Genomic DNA, 15,669 nt, shown 5'->3' with positions numbered 1-15,669 from the left:
CGATGTCCTGTCACCGACCGAACCACGAAAGGTGTGAGCGTCCGCCCATGGGCGAGCCTCCCAGTAGCCGACACCGCGTCCATCGCGCGCTCCCTCTCCCCCTGCCTGATCATGGGACGGAGGTGAACCGATGACCGAAGTGCTTCTGCTCCTCGTGGCCGTCCTGCTCTCGCTGGCGTGCGGTGCCTTCGTGGCGGCGGAGTTCTCCCTGACCACGGTCGAGCGCGGCGAGCTCGAACGAGCCGTCGAACGGGGGGACCGGGGGGCTGCGAGCGCCCTCAAGGCCGTACGCAGCCTCACCTTCCAGCTGTCCGGCGCACAGCTCGGCATCACCGTGACCAATCTGGTCGTCGGTATGCTCGCCGAACCCTCCGTCGCCAAGCTCATCCGCGGGCCCCTGGAGGCGCTGGGCGCCTCCCCCGGCGTGGCGTCCTCGGTGGCTCTGGTGCTCGGCACCGCCCTGTCCACCGTCGTCCTGATGGTGGTCGGCGAACTCGTGCCGAAGAACTGGGCGATCTCCTCACCTCTGGCGGTGGCGCGGCGGGTGGCCACTCCGCAGCGGATGTTCACCGCTGTGTTCCGCCCTTTCATCAGCCACCTCAACAACACGGCCAACCGCATCGTGCGACGCTTCGGCCTCGAACCGGCCGAAGAGCTGGCCTCCGCCCGCAGCCCGCAGGAACTGGTGGCGCTGGCCCGGCACTCCGCGAAGGAGGGCGCGCTGGAGGCGGACACCGCCGAGCTCTTCGTACGCACCCTCAATCTGGCGCAGCTGACCGCCGAGAACGTGATGACCCCGCGCGTCCAGGTCACCGCACTGGAGGTGCAGGCCACCGCCGAGGACGTCGCCAACGCGACGCGCGCGACCGGCCTCTCCCGCTTCCCCGTCTACCGGGGCAACCTGGACTCGGTCGTCGGTGTCGCCCACATCAAGGACGTGCTGGCGATTCCCGCCGGCGAAAGGCCCCGCAAGAGGGTGTCGGACATGCTGCGCGAGCCACTGCTCGTACCGGAGACTCTCACCGTGGACCGGCTGCTCGACCGGCTGTCCGGCAAGCTGGCCATGGCCGTCGTCATCGACGAGTACGGCGGTACGGCCGGTGTCGTCACGCTGGAGGACATCGTCGAGGAGGTCGTCGGCGAGGTGCGCGACGAGCACGACCCCCACGAGACACCGGACCTCGCCCCGGCTGGTGAGGACGCGAGCGGACGCACGCTCTGGTCCGCCGACGGCGCGGCCCGTACCGACCAGCTCAAAAGGATCGGGCTGCGCGTGCCGGAGGGACCGTACGAGACCCTCGCCGGGCTGATCGCCGCCGAGGTCGGACGCATCCCGGTGGTGGGTGACACCGTGGACCTGACCGGGTGGCGCATCGACGTGGTGGACGCCTCCGGGCACCGCGCCGCGCGGGCACTCCTGCACGCGCCGCTTGCCGGCACCCCCGAGCTGACGGAGAACGAACGATGACCGCCGTCCAGCTCTTCATCGGTCTGCTGACCCTTGTCGTCAATGCCTTCTTCGTCGGCGCGGAGTTCGCGATGATTTCCGTACGCCGCAGTCAGATCGAGCCCGATGCTGACGCGGGCAACCGGCGCGCGCACAGTGTCATCTGGGGCCTCGAACACGTCTCGGCGCTGCTCGCGGCGGCACAGCTCGGCATCACGCTGTGCACGCTGGTGCTGGGTATCGTCGCCGAGCCCGCCATCGCGCACCTGCTGGAGCCGGTGTTCGACGCGATCGGCGTGCCGCACGGATTCGTGCATCCGCTCTCGTTCGTGATCGCCCTGTCGGTGGCGACGTATCTGCACATGCTCCTGGGCGAGATGGTCCCCAAGAATGTCGCGCTCGCCGAGCCGGCCCGCAGCGCGCTGCTGCTCGGCCCCCCGCTGGTGGCACTGGCCCGGGGACTGCGGCCGGTGATCTTCACGGTCAACGCATTCGCGAACGTACTGCTCAAGCTGTTGCGGGTGGAGACCAGGGACGAGGTCTCCGCGACCTTCTCCGACGACGAGCTGGCCCGGCTGGTGAAGGACGCCGGGGACGCGGGTCTGGTCGACGACCGTTCGGCGGAGCGGCTCCGGCATGCGCTGGAGCTGGGCCGCCGGCCCGTCCGCGATGTCGTCCTGCCGGTGGACCGGGTGGTGTCCACCCGGGTGGGGACGACGCCCGAGGAACTGGAAACACTCTCCTCGGAGACCGGGTTCTCGCGCTTCCCCGTCGTGGACAGCGAGGCGCGGATTCTGGGCTATCTGCACGTCAAGGACGCGCTGGACGCGACGCCGCGGAATGTCCCGTTCCCGGTGACGGCGATGCGCCCGATCGCCCGGGTGCGGGAGTCGGCGCCGCTCGACGACGTACTGACCGCGCTCAGGCGCAGCCGTACGCACCTGGCGGTGGTCGTCGACGAGAAGGACAGGCTGGCCGGGCTGGTCACCATGGAGGACGTGCTGCGCGAACTCGTGGGCCGGCCGCAGGCCCGCTGAACGGGCCCGCCGGCCCTCCGTCCTCGCCCGGTACGATCGCACGACCATGGAAATGAATGCCTCCTACACCAGTTTCGTCGCGGTCGGCGACTCCTTCACCGAGGGCATGTCGGACCTGCTCCCCGACGGCTCCTACCGAGGCTGGGCCGATGTGCTCGCGGCCCGTCTCGCCGCCCGGACGCCCGGATTCCGGTACGCGAATCTCGCCGTACGCGGCAAGCTGATCGGCCAGATCGTCGACGAGCAGGTGGACACCGCGGCGGCCATGCGGGCGGACGTGGTCACGCTCGTGGGCGGGCTCAACGACACCCTGCGGCCGAAGTGCGACATGGGCATGGTGCGCGCACGGCTGGAGGAGGCCGTGGAACGTCTCGCGCCGTCGTGCGGGCGGCTCGTACTGATGCGCAGCCCGGGACGCAACGGTCCCGTCATGGAGCGCTTCCGGCCACGGATGGAGGAGCTGTTCTCCCTGATCGAGGACCTGGCCGGCCGGCACGGGGCGCTGGTGGCCGATCTGTACGGCGCACCGTCGCTGGCCGACCCGCGGATGTGGGACGTCGACCGGCTGCACCTCACGGCGGAGGGCCATCGCAGAGTGGCCGAGGCGGTGTGGCAGACGCTCGGGCTGCCCCTGGAACTCGACTGGCGTACCCCGATGCCGCCGACGACACCGCCGCGCTGGGCGGTGCGGCGGGTCGATGACGTCCGGTTCGCCCGGCAGCACCTGGCACCGTGGATCGGGCGACGGCTGACCGGCCGGTCGTCCGGTGACGGCCGCCCGGCGAAGCGCGCCGAACTGCTTCCGTACGAGCCGCCGCTCGGCTGACGTCCGCGCAATCGACCGCGGTCCCGGTGCTCGGACAGCCCGGAGCACCGGGCCGCGGCAGTGCAGTGCAGGCGATGACGCACTCGTTTCTGCTGCGCAGGTCACTCATCCCCGCGCCCGTCGCGTCCGCGCTCACCCTCTTGACCTCTGTGGCCCAAGCCACTAGTTTGCGGTAATCGCCGAACCATCATCACCGGAAGGAGGCCACCAGCAGATGTACACCAGCTCTGATCTCGGTCGCCTCGCGCGGTGCACTGTCTGGGTTTCGGGCCGGATCGCGCACGGCTGCTGATCACGCACCCTTGCTGCTCCCACCCTTGCTGCTCCCAACTCTGCTGATCACGCGCCGTCGCTGATGACGCACGGCTTCTGATCAAGCCGTCCTGATGCGCCCCTCCGTGGCGCGTTCCAGGTTTCCTTCACCCTCTTCCGGCACGTCGTGTCGCGTGCCTTTCGGCGCCCACTCCTCTGATGTGGTGCGTCTGAACACAGAAAGCTGCCTGAAATTGGCGAACATGAATCAACTGATCCCGCACCGAGAAGAGGGCCTGACATGGTAGCGGCGCGGATCACGGTCAACGGGAAAGAAGCACCGATTTCACCGGCCGCCCCTCACACCACCACGCTGGACTTCCTTCGCGAGCGTGGCCTCACCGGCACCAAGGAGGGCTGCGCCGAGGGTGAGTGCGGCGCCTGTTCGATCCTGGTGGCCCGTCCCGGAGTGAACAAGCCCACCGACTGGGTGGCGGTCAACGCCTGCCTGGTGCCCGCCGCGGCGCTCGACGGTCAGGAGATCATCACCTCCGAGGGCCTCGCCACCGCCGGCGCGCCCGGGACTCCGGCCACCCTGCACCCGGTGCAGGAGGAGATGGCGGTCCGCGGCGGCTCCCAGTGCGGCTACTGCACTCCGGGCTTCGTCTGCAGCATGGCGGCCGAGTACTACAGGCCCAACCGCTGCGCCCACGCGGAGCCGGACGACACCGCCGACGCCGAGCACGGTCCGAACGGTTTCGATCTGCACGCGCTGAGCGGGAACCTGTGCCGGTGCACCGGCTATCGCCCCATTCGCGATGCCGCGTTCGCCGTCGGGACGCCTGCCGACGAGGACCCGCTGGCGCGACGTCGCGAGCAGTCTCCGCCCGCACCGGTCGCCACCGAATACACCCAGGACGAGCGCGCGTTCCTGCGGAAGAACACCCTGGCCGAAACTCTGCAGCTACTGCGCGAACGGCCCGGAGCGGTGGTGGTCGCCGGCTCCACCGACTGGGGCGTCGAGGTGAACATCGGCTCACGCAGGGCCGATTGCGTGGTCGGCATCGACCGCCTCCCCGAACTGCGGCAACTGCGCGTCGAGTCGGACTCCATCGAGATCGGGGCGGCGCTGACCCTCACCGAGATCGAGCGGCGTCTCGACGGTGGCGTCCCGCTGCTGGCCGAGCTGTTCCCGCGGTTCGCGTCCCGGCTCATCCGCAACGGTGCGACCCTCGGCGGCAATCTGGGCACCGGCTCCCCCATCGGTGACAGCCCGCCGGTGCTGCTCGCACTGGACGCATCGGTGGTGCTCGCCGGCGCCGACGGTGAGCGCGAGGTCCCACTGGCGGACTACTTCACCGGATACCGGCAGAGCGTACGGCGTCCCGGCGAGCTGATCCGCTCGGTACGCATCCCGTTGCCGCTGTCCCCGGTCGTGGCCTTCCACAAGATCGCCAAGCGCCGCTTCGACGACATCTCCAGCGTGGCGGTCGCTTTCGCACTCGACATCGAGGACGGGATCGTCCGCAAGGCGCGCATCGGTCTGGGCGGCGTGGCCGCCACCCCGATCCGCTCCCTCGCCACCGAGGCGGCCCTGGAGGGCAGGCCCTGGTCGACGGAGACCGTCGAAGCCGCGGCCGGCGAGCTGCGGGGCGAGGGCACACCGATGAGTGATCATCGCGCCAGCTCGCTCTACCGTTCCGCGATGCTGGGACAGAGCCTGCGGAAGCTGTACGCGCAAACCATTGAGGCGGTCTCGTCATGAGTCAGTTGTCCGAACGCCCTGAGAAGCCTGTCGTCGGCGTCTCGATGCCGCACGAGAGCGCCACCCTGCACGTCACCGGCACCGCGCTGTACACCGATGACCTGGTCCACCGCACCAAGGACGTGCTGCACGCGCATCCGGTCCAGGTCATGAAGGCCCACGGCAGGATCACCGCGCTGCGCACCGAGCCCGCACTCGCCGTGCCGGGCGTGGTCCGCGTGCTGACCGGTGCCGACGTGCCCGGTGTCAACGACGCCGGAATGAAGCACGACGAGCCGCTCTTCCCCGACGAGGTCATGTTCTACGGCCACGCGGTCGCCTGGGTGCTCGGCGAGACCCTGGAGGCGGCCCGGCTCGGTGCGGCGGCCGTCGAGGTGGAACTCGACGAACTGCCCTCCGTCGTCACGCTTCAGGACGCGATCGCGGCCGGCAGTTTTCACGGCGCTCGACCCGTGATGCTGACCGGCGACGTCGACGCGGGCTTCGCCGACGCCGCGCACGTGTTCACCGGGGAGTTCCAGTTCTCCGATCAGGAACACTTCTACCTGGAGACGCACGCGGCGCTGGCCCACATCGACGAGGCCGAGCAGGTGTTCGTCCAGAGCAGCACCCAGCATCCGTCGGAGACCCAGGAAATCGTCGCGCATGTGCTCGGACTGCACAGCCACGAGGTCACCGTGCAGTGTCTGCGGATGGGTGGCGGCTTCGGCGGCAAGGAGATGCAGCCGCACGGCTTCGCGGCCGTCGCCGCGCTCGGCGCCAAGCTGACCGGCCGGCCGGTCCGGCTGCGGCTCAACCGGACGCAGGACCTGACCATGTCGGGCAAGCGGCACGGTTTCCACGCCCAGTGGAAGATCGGCTTCGATCCCGACGGCCGTGTCCGAGCCCTGGAAGCCACGTTGACCGCGGACGGGGGCTGGAGCCTGGACCTCTCCGAACCGGTGGTGGCACGTGCGCTGTGCCACATCGACAACACCTACTGGCTTCCCAACGCGCGCGTCACCGGTCGCATCGCCAAGACCAACAAGGTCTCCAACACGGCCTTCCGCGGCTTCGGAGGCCCGCAGGGAATGCTGGTCATCGAGGACATCATGGGCCGGTGCGCGCCGCTGCTCGGCCTGGATCCGATGGAGCTGCGCGAGCGCAACTTCTACCAGCAGGGCCAGGCGACACCGTACGGACAGCCGGTCGTCCAGCCCGAACGGATCTCCGCCGTCTGGCAGAAGGCCGTGGACAACGGCGGCATCGCCGACCGCAAGCGCGAGATCGCCGCCTTCAACGCCTCGCACCCGAACACCAAGCGGGCACTCGCGGTAACCGGCGTCAAATTCGGAATCTCGTTCAACCTCACCGCGTTCAACCAGGGCGGCGCCCTCGTACTGATCTACAAGGACGGCTCCGTCCTGATCAACCACGGCGGCACCGAGATGGGCCAGGGCCTGCACACCAAGATGCTGCAGGTTGCCGCGACCTCCCTGGGTATCCCGCTGTACAAGGTGCGGCTCGCCCCGACGCGGACCGACAAAGTGCCCAACACCTCGGCCACGGCGGCAAGTTCCGGAGCGGACCTCAACGGTGCGGCGGTGAAGAACGCCTGTGAGCAGTTGCGCGAGCGGCTGCTGCGGGTGGCCGCCTCGCAGTTGGGCGCGAACGCCTCGGACGTACGCATCGTCGAGGGGGTCGCGCGCACCCTGGGCAGCGACGAGGAGCTGGCCTGGGACGACCTGGTGCGCACCGCGTACTTCCAGCGGGTCCAGCTGTCGGCTGCCGGTTTCTACCGGACCGAGGGACTCCACTGGGACGCGAAGTCGTTCCGGGGCTCGCCGTTCAAGTACTTCTCCCACGGCGCCGCCGCTGCCGAGGTGGAGGTGGACGGCTTCACCGGTGCGTACCGCATCCGGCGCGTGGACATCGTGCACGATGTCGGCGACAGCCTGTCCCCGATGATCGACATCGGTCAGGTCGAGGGTGGCTTCGTCCAGGGAGCGGGCTGGCTGACCCTCGAGGACATGCGCTGGGACGCCACGGACGGTCCGCACCGCGGCAGGCTGCTGACCCGGGCCGCGAGCACTTACAAGCTGCCGAGCTTCTCGGAGATGCCCGAGGAGTTCAACGTCACCCTTCTGGAGAACGCCACCGAAGAGGGCTCGGTCTACGGGTCCAAGGCGGTGGGCGAGCCTCCGCTGATGCTGGCGTTCTCGGTGCGAGAGGCGCTGCGGCAGGCAGCCGCCGCGTTCGGGCCGAGCGGAGTCAGCGTCGAGCTGGCCTCGCCCGCGACGCCGGAAGCGGTGTACTGGGCGATCGAGTCGGCCCGTCAGGGCGCCACCTCGCGGAACGGTCACGACTCAAACGGTTCCGCCGCGGGCGCCCACGCCTGCGAAGTCAAGGTCCGAACCGACGCGACAGCCTTGAGCGGTGCCTGACATGACGTGGGTCGCCGCGGTCGCACGGCTGCGGGCACGCCGGGAGCCCGGTGTGCTGGTGACCGTCGCGACCGTGCGCGGCCACGCCCCGCGCAACGCCGGTGCCAAGCTGGTGGTGGGGCGGAACGAGTCATGGGGCTCGATCGGCGGCGGCAACGTCGAAGCCGTCGCGATCGACCGGGCGCGCGAGATGACCTCCGATTCCAGGTCCGGTCCGGAGCTGATCGATTTCGCCCTGAACGACAAGGTGACCAGCCGGCATGGTGTGCAGTGCTGCGGCGGCACCGTCTCGGTGCTGCTCGAACCCCTGCCGGTGGTACGGGCGGTGGCGGTCTTCGGTGTGGGACACGTGGGTCTGGAACTGGCGCGCGTCCTGGCACGTCAGGACCTCGACCTCCATCTGATCGACACCCGCTCCGACATGCTCGCGGAGGAGCGGCTCAGCGTGCTGGCGGACGCGGTGGCACAGGTGCATCTGCATCACACGCCGCTGCTGCCCGAGGAGGTACTGGAGGAGCTGCCGGCCGGCACCCACGTCCTGATCATGACCCATGATCACGCAGAGGACGCCGCTCTGTGCGACGCCGCCCTGCGCACCACCCACCTCGGCTCCATCGGACTGATCGGGTCGGCGGCCAAGTGGATACGGTTCCGCAAGCGCCTCCGGACCGAGGGCGGCCACGACGACACCACCATCGACCGGATCAGGACCCCGATCGGGCTGGCCGACATCACCGGTAAGGAACCCGCGACGATTGCCGTGAGCGTCGCTGCGGACCTGCTGCGTACCTTCGAAACCGAGGTCGGCTGACTGACTGCCCGGATCGACCGGGCTGCCCCGCGCTTGTGCGAACGCACACGGGCGGGGCACCCCTTCGGCGCGTCCGGGCCCGGCGGCGGCTCGGGAGACGCATGGCCGCCGGGATACGAGCGGCCGGCCCGGGACAGGCAAAAGCCCCAGGTCACGTCACGTGAATCCTGAGGCTTCCGCAGAGCGGCGTTCGGGGTTCGACCCCGGGACCCACGCGTCACCAGCACACCAGGGATGGCGGTGGCTCGCGGTGCGTGGTTGTGGCAGGCCGTGTTCCCTGGGCGGTCTTCAGTAGTCGATGCGGTCGGACTTGGCCAGCCAAGCGTCGAAGGGCGCGGTCCGGTTCGGCATGTCCACCTGCTCGACCGCCATCGGCCACAGCTCTGCGGGCTTCTTGTCGAACAGGTCGTAGAACGTGCGGTCGTCGAAGCCGGCCACCGCGGCGTCGTCCCGGTCGGCGGCGAAGATGATCCGGTCGACGCGCGCCCACAGGGCGGAGGAAAGACACATCGGGCACGGCTCGCACGAGGTGACCAGGACGCAGCCCTCGAGCGAGAACGAGCCCAGCTTCTGGCAGGCGGCGCGGATGGCGCTCACCTCGCCGTGCGCCGTCGGGTCCAGGTTCGCGGTGACGTTGTTGTTCCCGATCGCGACGATCTCGCCATCCTTGGCGATCAGTGCGCCGAACGGACCGCCACCGTTCCTCACGCTGGTGGTGGCAAGACCGATGGCCTCGTCCATCCAAGTGCGCTCGAGCTCCTGGATGCTCTTCTCTTGGGTTTCAGCGGTCATGCTCACTCCTCTTTCGGTATCAGTGAGGGCTCCGCGGGTGGTCCGGTAGTGCGGGACTTCGTACGACCGGACCACCCGCGGGGCAACAAGTAGGGCTCGCGGTCCGCGGTCTCGGGTCAGCGCGGCCGGCGACACCCGCGGGAGTCCGTCCCGGCCCGGCGGCGGCCATGTGCTCCGGTGAGAGCGGGGTGGGGCTCAGAGGTCGGCCCAGTCGCACAGGCCGGGAAGTGCTGTGCGTCCCGGGCGAACACCCGCGTATCGATCGAGCTGGTCCGCGCGCGGGGGATCGCGGCGACGACCGGCTCGGGGAGAACCTTCGGGGCATCGGCGGGAGAGAGCTGGCTGGTCATCAGGAAGCCTCCCCTGTCCTTTCCGTGCCTCTTTCACACACTGTCATTGCGGCAATAGGGCAAGTACATCCGGCGGACCCCGCCGAAGGCAGTCACCGAACCCATGAAGGAGACGGCCGGTCGGCTGCCCCCTCTTGTGGATTCGTATGAACGGCACGCAGGAACGTCCCGCGAGGGCGCCGTGCCCTGCCCTCGCGGGCGGGGCTCACCGCACATGCGACCCACGCAGTCACCACCGGGGCCGTTCCGTCCCACGGGCGAGTCACACGCTCCGTGTGGGCTTGTTGCGGCCAGGAGTCTCTGACCTGGACCTTATGGACGCCATAGACGTAACGGACGCCCTGGGGCGCTCACGAACCGCTGAAAACGACAGGTAAGCTCTGGTCGCGTGACTGCTGTGTCTGCGAAGCCTCGTATCCCCAATGTCCTGGCCGGCCGCTACGCCTCCAAGGAGCTGGCTGTCCTCTGGTCCCCCGAGCAGAAGGTGAAGCTGGAGCGTCAGCTGTGGCTGGCGGTGCTGCGCGCTCAGAAGGACCTCGGGATCGAGGTGCCTGACGCCGCCCTCGCCGATTACGAACGTGTGCTCGACCAGGTCGATCTGGCCTCGATCGCCGAGCGCGAAAAGATCACCCGGCACGACGTGAAGGCCCGGATCGAGGAGTTCAACGCCCTGGCCGGCCACGAGCAGGTCCACAAGGGCATGACGTCCCGGGACCTCACGGAGAACGTCGAGCAGCTCCAGATCCGACTCTCGCTGGAACTGATGCGTGACCGCACGGTGGCGGTCCTCACCCGCCTCGGCAAGCTGGCGCTCGAGCACCGCGAACTGGTCATGGCCGGCCGGTCCCACAACGTCGCTGCCCAGGCGACGACGCTCGGCAAGCGTTTCGCGACCGCCGCCGACGAGATGCTGGTGGCGTACGCACGGCTGGAGGACCTCCTCGGCCGCTATCCCCTGCGCGGCATCAAGGGCCCCGTCGGCACCGCGCAGGACATGCTCGACCTGCTCGGCGGCGACGCCACGAAGCTCGCCGACCTGGAGCAGCGCGTCGCCGGACACCTCGGCTTCGCCCAGGCCTTCACTTCCGTCGGCCAGGTCTACCCCCGCTCACTCGACTACGACGTCGTGACCGCTCTGGTCCAGCTGGCCGCGGCGCCTTCGTCCGTCGCGAAGACCGTCCGGCTCATGGCCGGCCACGAGCTGGTGACCGAGGGCTTCAAGCCCGGTCAGGTCGGCTCGTCCGCCATGCCGCACAAGATGAACACCCGCTCCTGCGAGCGTGTCAACGGTCTGATGGTGATCCTGCGCGGCTACGCCTCGATGACGGGTGAGCTGGCGGGCGACCAGTGGAACGAGGGCGACGTGTCCTGCTCGGTGGTGCGCCGGGTTGCCCTGCCCGACGCCTTCTTCGCATTCGACGGCCTCCTCGAGACGTTCCTGACGGTGCTGGACGAGTTCGGGGCCTTCCCCGCGGTCGTGGCGCGTGAGCTGGACCGGTACCTGCCGTTCCTCGCCACCACCAAGGTCCTCATGGGTGCGGTGCGCGCCGGTGTCGGCCGGGAGGTCGCGCACGAGGCGATCAAGGAGCACGCGGTCGCCTCGGCCCTCGCCATGCGGGAGCAGGGCGCGGAGCGCAACGAACTGCTGGACAAGCTTGGCGCGGACGACCGCATCCCGCTGGACCGGGCGCAGCTGGACGCGCTGATGGCCGACAAGCTGTCCTTCACTGGCGCTGCGGGCGACCAGGTCACTGCCGTGGTCTCCCGAATCGAGGACATCACGAAGCAGCACCCGGAAGCCGCGGGTTACACCCCCGGCTCCATCCTCTGACCGCCGGAACCCGCACCGGAGACACCCGAAGAACTTCTGGCCGCCCGCGACCGCATCGTCCCCGATGTGGCCGTGGGCGGTCTGCGTGTGCTGTTCCGCGGGATCAACCCAGTCTCACAACCGCCGTCACCGGCTTCCACTTCGCCCATCCCGGCGACCGCTGTGGCCGGTGCTCCTTCTCTGCACTTCACTCGCAAGGATGAATGCTTCGGGTGCGGGCGCCAGGTAAATCGGTCGCGGCCGGTGAGCTGCCTCTGCAGACTGTGGCTCGTGGATCGCTTGGTGGAGATCGCGAATGGGCTGGTCGATGTCAGCGGGGTCGCCGCTGTGTGTCTGGGAGGTAGCCGGGCGAGGGGTATGCACAGCCCCGATTCCGACTACGACCTGGGCCTGTACTACCGGCCACCACTGGATACTGCTGCTCTGCGTCTGCTGGCAGCCGAGCTGACTGGGGGGCCGGTGGCAGTAACCGAGCCGGGCGGCTGGGGGCCATGGGTGGACGGCGGTGGCTGGCTGACCATCGATGGCCATCGCGTCGACTGGATCTATCGCAACCTGGACCGGGTGCACCGCATCTGGCAGCAGTGCCGCGCCGGGCAGTTCGAGATCGGTACCCAGCCCGGCCACCCTCTGGGGGTGTACTCCCACTCCTATGCCGGTGAGGTGGCCCTTGGACGCGTCCTTGCCGACCCCAGCGGCGAGCTTCGAACCCTGCAGGAGCAGACCCGCGTCTATCCGGAGCCACTGCGCGAGGCGCTCAGCGACAACGCACAATGGGAGACGCCGTTCATTCTGGCCGGCGCCCGCAAGGGGGCAGTTCGCGGTGATGTCTTCTATGTCGCTGGCTGTCTCTTCCGTGCAGTCGGACTTCTCGTGCATGCCCTCCATTCCCATGCCAGGTGTTGGGTGCTCAACGAAAAGGGAGCGGTTCGGGCCGCAGGAGAACTTACTGTCGCCCCTGCGGACTTCGCCGGACGGGTTCACGAGCTGTTTTCCGCGCTCGGCACTACTCCGGACACGCTCGCTGCCGCGCTCGATGAGGCTGACAGGCTGGCCTCCGAGGTATTCCATGAGCTCGCGCGGTGAGCAGGACCACGCCGGTGCAAGCTCGCGATGAAGGCGACGGTTGAGTCCAGAGGGCTTATGTCGAAGCGGAGCACTTCGGCGGCGTCGGAGAAGAGAACGCAGCTGTCTGGCGTGATGGGAGCGTTGTCCTGGGGTCGCTCCACCTGCTGGAAGGGGAAACGGCCCCAGCCTCAGGCACCCCTATCTGCCGGGTTCCCCGCGAACTCGGCATCGCTGCCAGTGCGGGTCAGGACGAGGTCACGATCCTGGGGCTCGGCGATCACTGTGACGGCGAGGATTCCTCAACGGGTATCGGGGTTCGGGGATGCCCGGGTCAACGGCTGGACGCCGGGTTTCTTCGGGCTTGGAGCAGGAAGGTAAGACGCCAGGCCGCGAGTCAGGGCGGGTCGATCACCGTCACCAGAACGCTCAGCTCGCAGCCTGGCCCGCCGCGCTCCAGGTGGAGCCCTATCGCGATCCAGCGTGCCTCGATCCGCCAGAGCTGGAGATACTCGCAGCCCGCCACCGGATCGGCCCAGGGCTCGGGTATCTCCTCCCCGGAGATCATCCGTGCCTGAGCGCTCCACAGACTGACGGTCTCCGGCTCGCCCCAGCGAAGGGTGAGCAGCGTGAGCAAGGCGTCGTGGTCTGCGAGGCACTGCGCCCGATGCTCCAGGCGTCCCGACTCGTCGCTCCCCCAGTGCTCGTCGTCGGCGTGCAGGAACGCCGTGTGGTAGCCCGGCCCGCTGACTCCCGAGCCCGCCGAGGTGCGCTCCGAGGGAAAGGGCCGGGCACGCATCCCGTCGATGAGGCGGAGGTGATGTGCGGTCGTCATGCCGTCAGTAAACCGCCCGCCACTGACAAGTGACGCCCTGCCGCACACGGTGGGCATTCCCCTCAGGGATACCCAGCTACCCACCGCCGGTGCGCACTTGCCGTCAGGCATCCCTCTTCCCCACCGCCCACCAGCCCGCCAGCAGCGCCACTCCGGCCCAGGCCGCCGTCACGGCCAGGCCCTCCCACGGCCCCAGACTGCCCTCCGGATGCTGGTGCAACACCAACTGCCCTGCCCGGTCCGGCAAGAACTGGGCCACTCCCCCCGCGATGTCACCGACGACGAAGGACACGATGAGGATGAAGGGAATGAGCAGGCTCAGGACCGCGACCGCGCTGCGCAGCAGGGTGGTGAGTCCGGCGGCGAACAAGGCCATCAGCGCCAGATAGACGCCACCGCCGAAGGCCGCGCGCAGAGCGCCCGGTTCCCCCAGGCCGATCGCGTACTCGCCCATGAAGAGCTGGCCCACCAGGAACGAGGTGAAGCTGGTGACCAGCCCGACGACCAGCGCGAGTCCGCCGACCACCGACACCTTGGCGAGGTAGAAGAGGCCCCTGCGGGGCACGGCCGCGAGCGATATGCGCAGTGCGCCGTTCAGATACTCGCAGGAGAGAGCCGTAGCACCGAAGCTGATCGCCGCGATCTGCCCGAAGTTCAGGCGGTACTGTTCCCGGCCGCGGTCCGGCAGCTCGCCGCCGAGTACGGCACGAACAAGGCGCGGGCGGCCATGGAGCTGGCTTCGCTCACCGAGCGGGAGGAGGCGGTGCTCCGGCTGATGGCTCGGGGGCTGTCCAACGCGGAGATCGCCGCGAAGCTCGTCGTCGGTGTCGAAACGGTGAAGTCGCATGTCAGCGCCGTCCTGGCCAAGTTGGGTGCCAGGGACCGCACCCAGGCGGTGATCGCCGCGTACGAGTCCGGCTTCGTGGCTCCGCGCTGACCCAGGTCACCTCTCGGTACCGGCTCCGTCCGGTGGTCGCTGCGTCCCCGACCAGCGAGTACGATCCGGCAGAACATGCGCGCGAGCTGGGAGGACACACCGTGGGCCGGCTGACCGGCGGGGACCCGTCACTGCTGAGGCGGATCAATTCCGCGGTGGTGCTGCACGCTCTGAGGGGCGCCGGTTCCCCCACTCTGACGGACCTGACCCGGATCACGGGGCTCTCCCGCCCCACGGTCGAGGGTGTGGTCGAGGGTCTCTTCGAGGCTGGGCTCGTCGTCGAGGCGCAGGCCGACGAGGGCGAGGCCCGCCGACAGGGACGACCGGCCAGACGGTTCCGTTTCCGGGCCGAGGCCGGGCATCTGCTGGGGGTCGAGATCGGGTCGCACCGGGTCTCCGCGCTGCTGTCGGGGCTGGACGGGCGGATTATCGGTGCCGGCTCGCGCGCCGTCTCCGAGTCCGCGGGGGCCGACGACCGGCTGGACCAGGTCAGGACCGTGATCGCGGATCTGCTGCGGCGGTCCGGGGTGGCCCGCAGCAGCCTGCGGGCGGTCGGTGTGGGCAGCCCGGGGATCGTGGAAGCCGACGGGACCGTCCGGCTGGGGACCGCACTGCCGGAGTGGACCGGGCTCGCACTCGGGGAGCGGCTCCGGCGCTCCTTCCGCTGCCCGGTGCTCGTGGAGAACGACGCCAACGCGGCGGCGGTGGCCGAGCACTGGAAGGGCGCGGCGACCGAGTCGGACGACATCGTGTTCGTCCTCGCGGGCCTGAGCCCCGGGGCCGGTTCGTTGATCGGGGGGCGCCTGCACCGAGGGTTCGGCGGGGCGGCCGGGGAGATCGGCGCGCTGCATCTGCTGGGCCGGGACGTGACGCCGGAGCATCTGCTGTCCACGACGGACACCCCTCTCGACCCTCTGGACGAGCATGCCGTGGCCGCCGTCTTCGCGGAGGCCCGTCGTGGTGACGCCGGTGCGCGGGCCGCCGTCGAGCGGTTCATTCAGCGGCTGGTCCACGATGTCGCGGCTCTCGTGCTCGCGCTCGACCCGGAACTCGTGGTGATCGGCGGCTGGGCCGCCGGGCTGGACGGTGTCCTCGACCCGCTGCGTGGCGAGCTGGCCCGCTACTGTCTGCGCCCGCCCCGGGTCACGCTCTCCCTGCTGGGTGAGGCGGCCGTGGCGACCGGCGCCCTGCGGCTGGCGCTGGATCACGTCGAGGAACAGCTGTTCGCGGTGGAGGGCACGGTAACAGCCCGCCGCTGACTGCGACGGGCCGCACGACAGGCTCCTGAGCGGGCAGGC

Annotated in this window: 11 protein-coding genes and 2 pseudogenes; 10 read left to right on the top strand and 3 right to left on the bottom strand. The window is 69.5% G+C overall.

Translation table 11 applies throughout. The features are described 5' to 3' along the window. Positions 1-130: 130 nt before the first annotated feature. The 6 genes from F0344_RS31900 to xdhC all read left to right on the top strand — a co-directional run bounded on the left by F0344_RS31900 (position 131) and on the right by xdhC (position 8,561). On the top strand, positions 131-1,468 hold the full coding sequence (locus F0344_RS31900) for a hemolysin family protein (protein ID WP_185302070.1): 1,338 nt from the start codon (positions 131-133) through the stop codon (positions 1,466-1,468). Beyond that, entirely contained in the window at positions 1,465-2,484 is a 1,020-nt protein-coding gene (locus tag F0344_RS31895; protein ID WP_185302069.1) for a hemolysin family protein, read from the top strand. The genes F0344_RS31900 and F0344_RS31895 overlap by 4 nt, the downstream gene beginning before the upstream one ends. Positions 2,485-2,530: 46 nt before the next feature. Beyond that, positions 2,531-3,310 (top strand): SGNH/GDSL hydrolase family protein, encoded by a 780-nt coding sequence (locus F0344_RS31890; protein WP_185302068.1) that lies wholly within the window; start codon positions 2,531-2,533, stop codon positions 3,308-3,310. Positions 3,311-3,863: 553 nt separating this feature from the next. Continuing rightward, entirely contained in the window at positions 3,864-5,327 is a 1,464-nt protein-coding gene (locus F0344_RS31885; protein ID WP_185302067.1) for a xanthine dehydrogenase small subunit, read from the top strand. Beyond that, a complete protein-coding gene (xdhB, locus tag F0344_RS31880; protein ID WP_185302066.1) occupies positions 5,324-7,750 on the top strand; it encodes a xanthine dehydrogenase molybdopterin binding subunit in 2,427 nt (808 codons plus the stop codon). The genes F0344_RS31885 and xdhB overlap by 4 nt, the downstream gene beginning before the upstream one ends. A gap of 1 nt (position 7,751) precedes the next feature. Continuing rightward, positions 7,752-8,561, top strand: a complete 810-nt coding sequence (gene xdhC, locus F0344_RS31875; RefSeq protein WP_185302981.1) for a xanthine dehydrogenase accessory protein XdhC — start codon at positions 7,752-7,754, stop codon at positions 8,559-8,561. Between the two features lie 288 nt (positions 8,562-8,849). Here the strand turns inward: xdhC and F0344_RS31870 are convergent, their stop codons facing one another. After that, entirely contained in the window at positions 8,850-9,353 is a 504-nt protein-coding gene (locus tag F0344_RS31870; RefSeq protein ID WP_185302980.1) for a nucleoside deaminase, read from the bottom strand. 738 nt (positions 9,354-10,091) lie between these two features. Between F0344_RS31870 and purB the strand changes: the two genes are divergently transcribed. Both purB and F0344_RS31860 read left to right on the top strand, forming a co-directional pair. Continuing rightward, complete coding sequence (gene purB, locus F0344_RS31865) at positions 10,092-11,534, top strand: adenylosuccinate lyase (RefSeq protein ID WP_185302065.1); 1,443 nt, start codon at positions 10,092-10,094, stop codon at positions 11,532-11,534. Positions 11,535-11,804: 270 nt separating this feature from the next. Further along, positions 11,805-12,620: a nucleotidyltransferase domain-containing protein gene (locus tag F0344_RS31860; RefSeq protein WP_185302064.1), complete on the top strand. Its 816-nt coding sequence runs from the start codon at positions 11,805-11,807 to the stop codon at positions 12,618-12,620. Between the two features lie 376 nt (positions 12,621-12,996). On the opposite strand, the gene F0344_RS31855 is transcribed toward F0344_RS31860, so the two are convergent. Both F0344_RS31855 and F0344_RS31850 read right to left on the bottom strand, forming a co-directional pair. Continuing rightward, entirely contained in the window at positions 12,997-13,434 is a 438-nt protein-coding gene (locus tag F0344_RS31855; RefSeq protein ID WP_185302063.1) for a hypothetical protein, read from the bottom strand. Between the two features lie 103 nt (positions 13,435-13,537). Further along, positions 13,538-14,098 (bottom strand): annotated as a pseudogene (locus F0344_RS31850) (ABC transporter permease); the annotation flags it as partial. Between F0344_RS31850 and F0344_RS31845 the strand changes: the two are divergent. After that, positions 14,093-14,371: pseudogene (locus tag F0344_RS31845) on the top strand (response regulator transcription factor); the annotation flags it as partial. The pseudogenes F0344_RS31850 and F0344_RS31845 sit on opposite strands and share 6 nt — an antisense overlap. A gap of 101 nt (positions 14,372-14,472) precedes the next feature. Continuing rightward, on the top strand, positions 14,473-15,630 hold the full coding sequence (locus F0344_RS31840; protein ID WP_185302062.1) for an ROK family transcriptional regulator: 1,158 nt from the start codon (positions 14,473-14,475) through the stop codon (positions 15,628-15,630). The last annotated feature ends 39 nt before the right edge of the window (positions 15,631-15,669 follow it).

This window comes from Streptomyces finlayi (assembly GCF_014216315.1).
In the GTDB taxonomy this organism is placed as follows: Bacteria; Actinomycetota; Actinomycetes; order Streptomycetales; family Streptomycetaceae; genus Streptomyces; species Streptomyces finlayi_A.
Note: the sequence above shows the minus strand (reverse complement) of the source record. Positions and strands in the feature narration are given on the sequence as shown.

Excerpts from the sequence above, each read along its gene's own strand:
- F0344_RS31870 (WP_185302980.1), bottom strand. The coding sequence starts at position 9,353 with ATGACCGCTGAAACCCAAGAGAAGAGCATCCAGGAGCTCGAGCGCACT.
- F0344_RS31890 (WP_185302068.1), top strand. The coding sequence starts at position 2,531 with ATGGAAATGAATGCCTCCTACACCAGTTTCGTCGCGGTCGGCGACTCC.
- F0344_RS31855 (WP_185302063.1), bottom strand. The coding sequence starts at position 13,434 with ATGACGACCGCACATCACCTCCGCCTCATCGACGGGATGCGTGCCCGG.
- F0344_RS31885 (WP_185302067.1), top strand. The coding sequence starts at position 3,864 with ATGGTAGCGGCGCGGATCACGGTCAACGGGAAAGAAGCACCGATTTCA.
- F0344_RS31900 (WP_185302070.1), top strand. The coding sequence starts at position 131 with ATGACCGAAGTGCTTCTGCTCCTCGTGGCCGTCCTGCTCTCGCTGGCG.
- F0344_RS31895 (WP_185302069.1), top strand. The coding sequence starts at position 1,465 with ATGACCGCCGTCCAGCTCTTCATCGGTCTGCTGACCCTTGTCGTCAAT.
- xdhB (WP_185302066.1), top strand. The coding sequence starts at position 5,324 with ATGAGTCAGTTGTCCGAACGCCCTGAGAAGCCTGTCGTCGGCGTCTCG.
- xdhC (WP_185302981.1), top strand. The coding sequence starts at position 7,752 with ATGACGTGGGTCGCCGCGGTCGCACGGCTGCGGGCACGCCGGGAGCCC.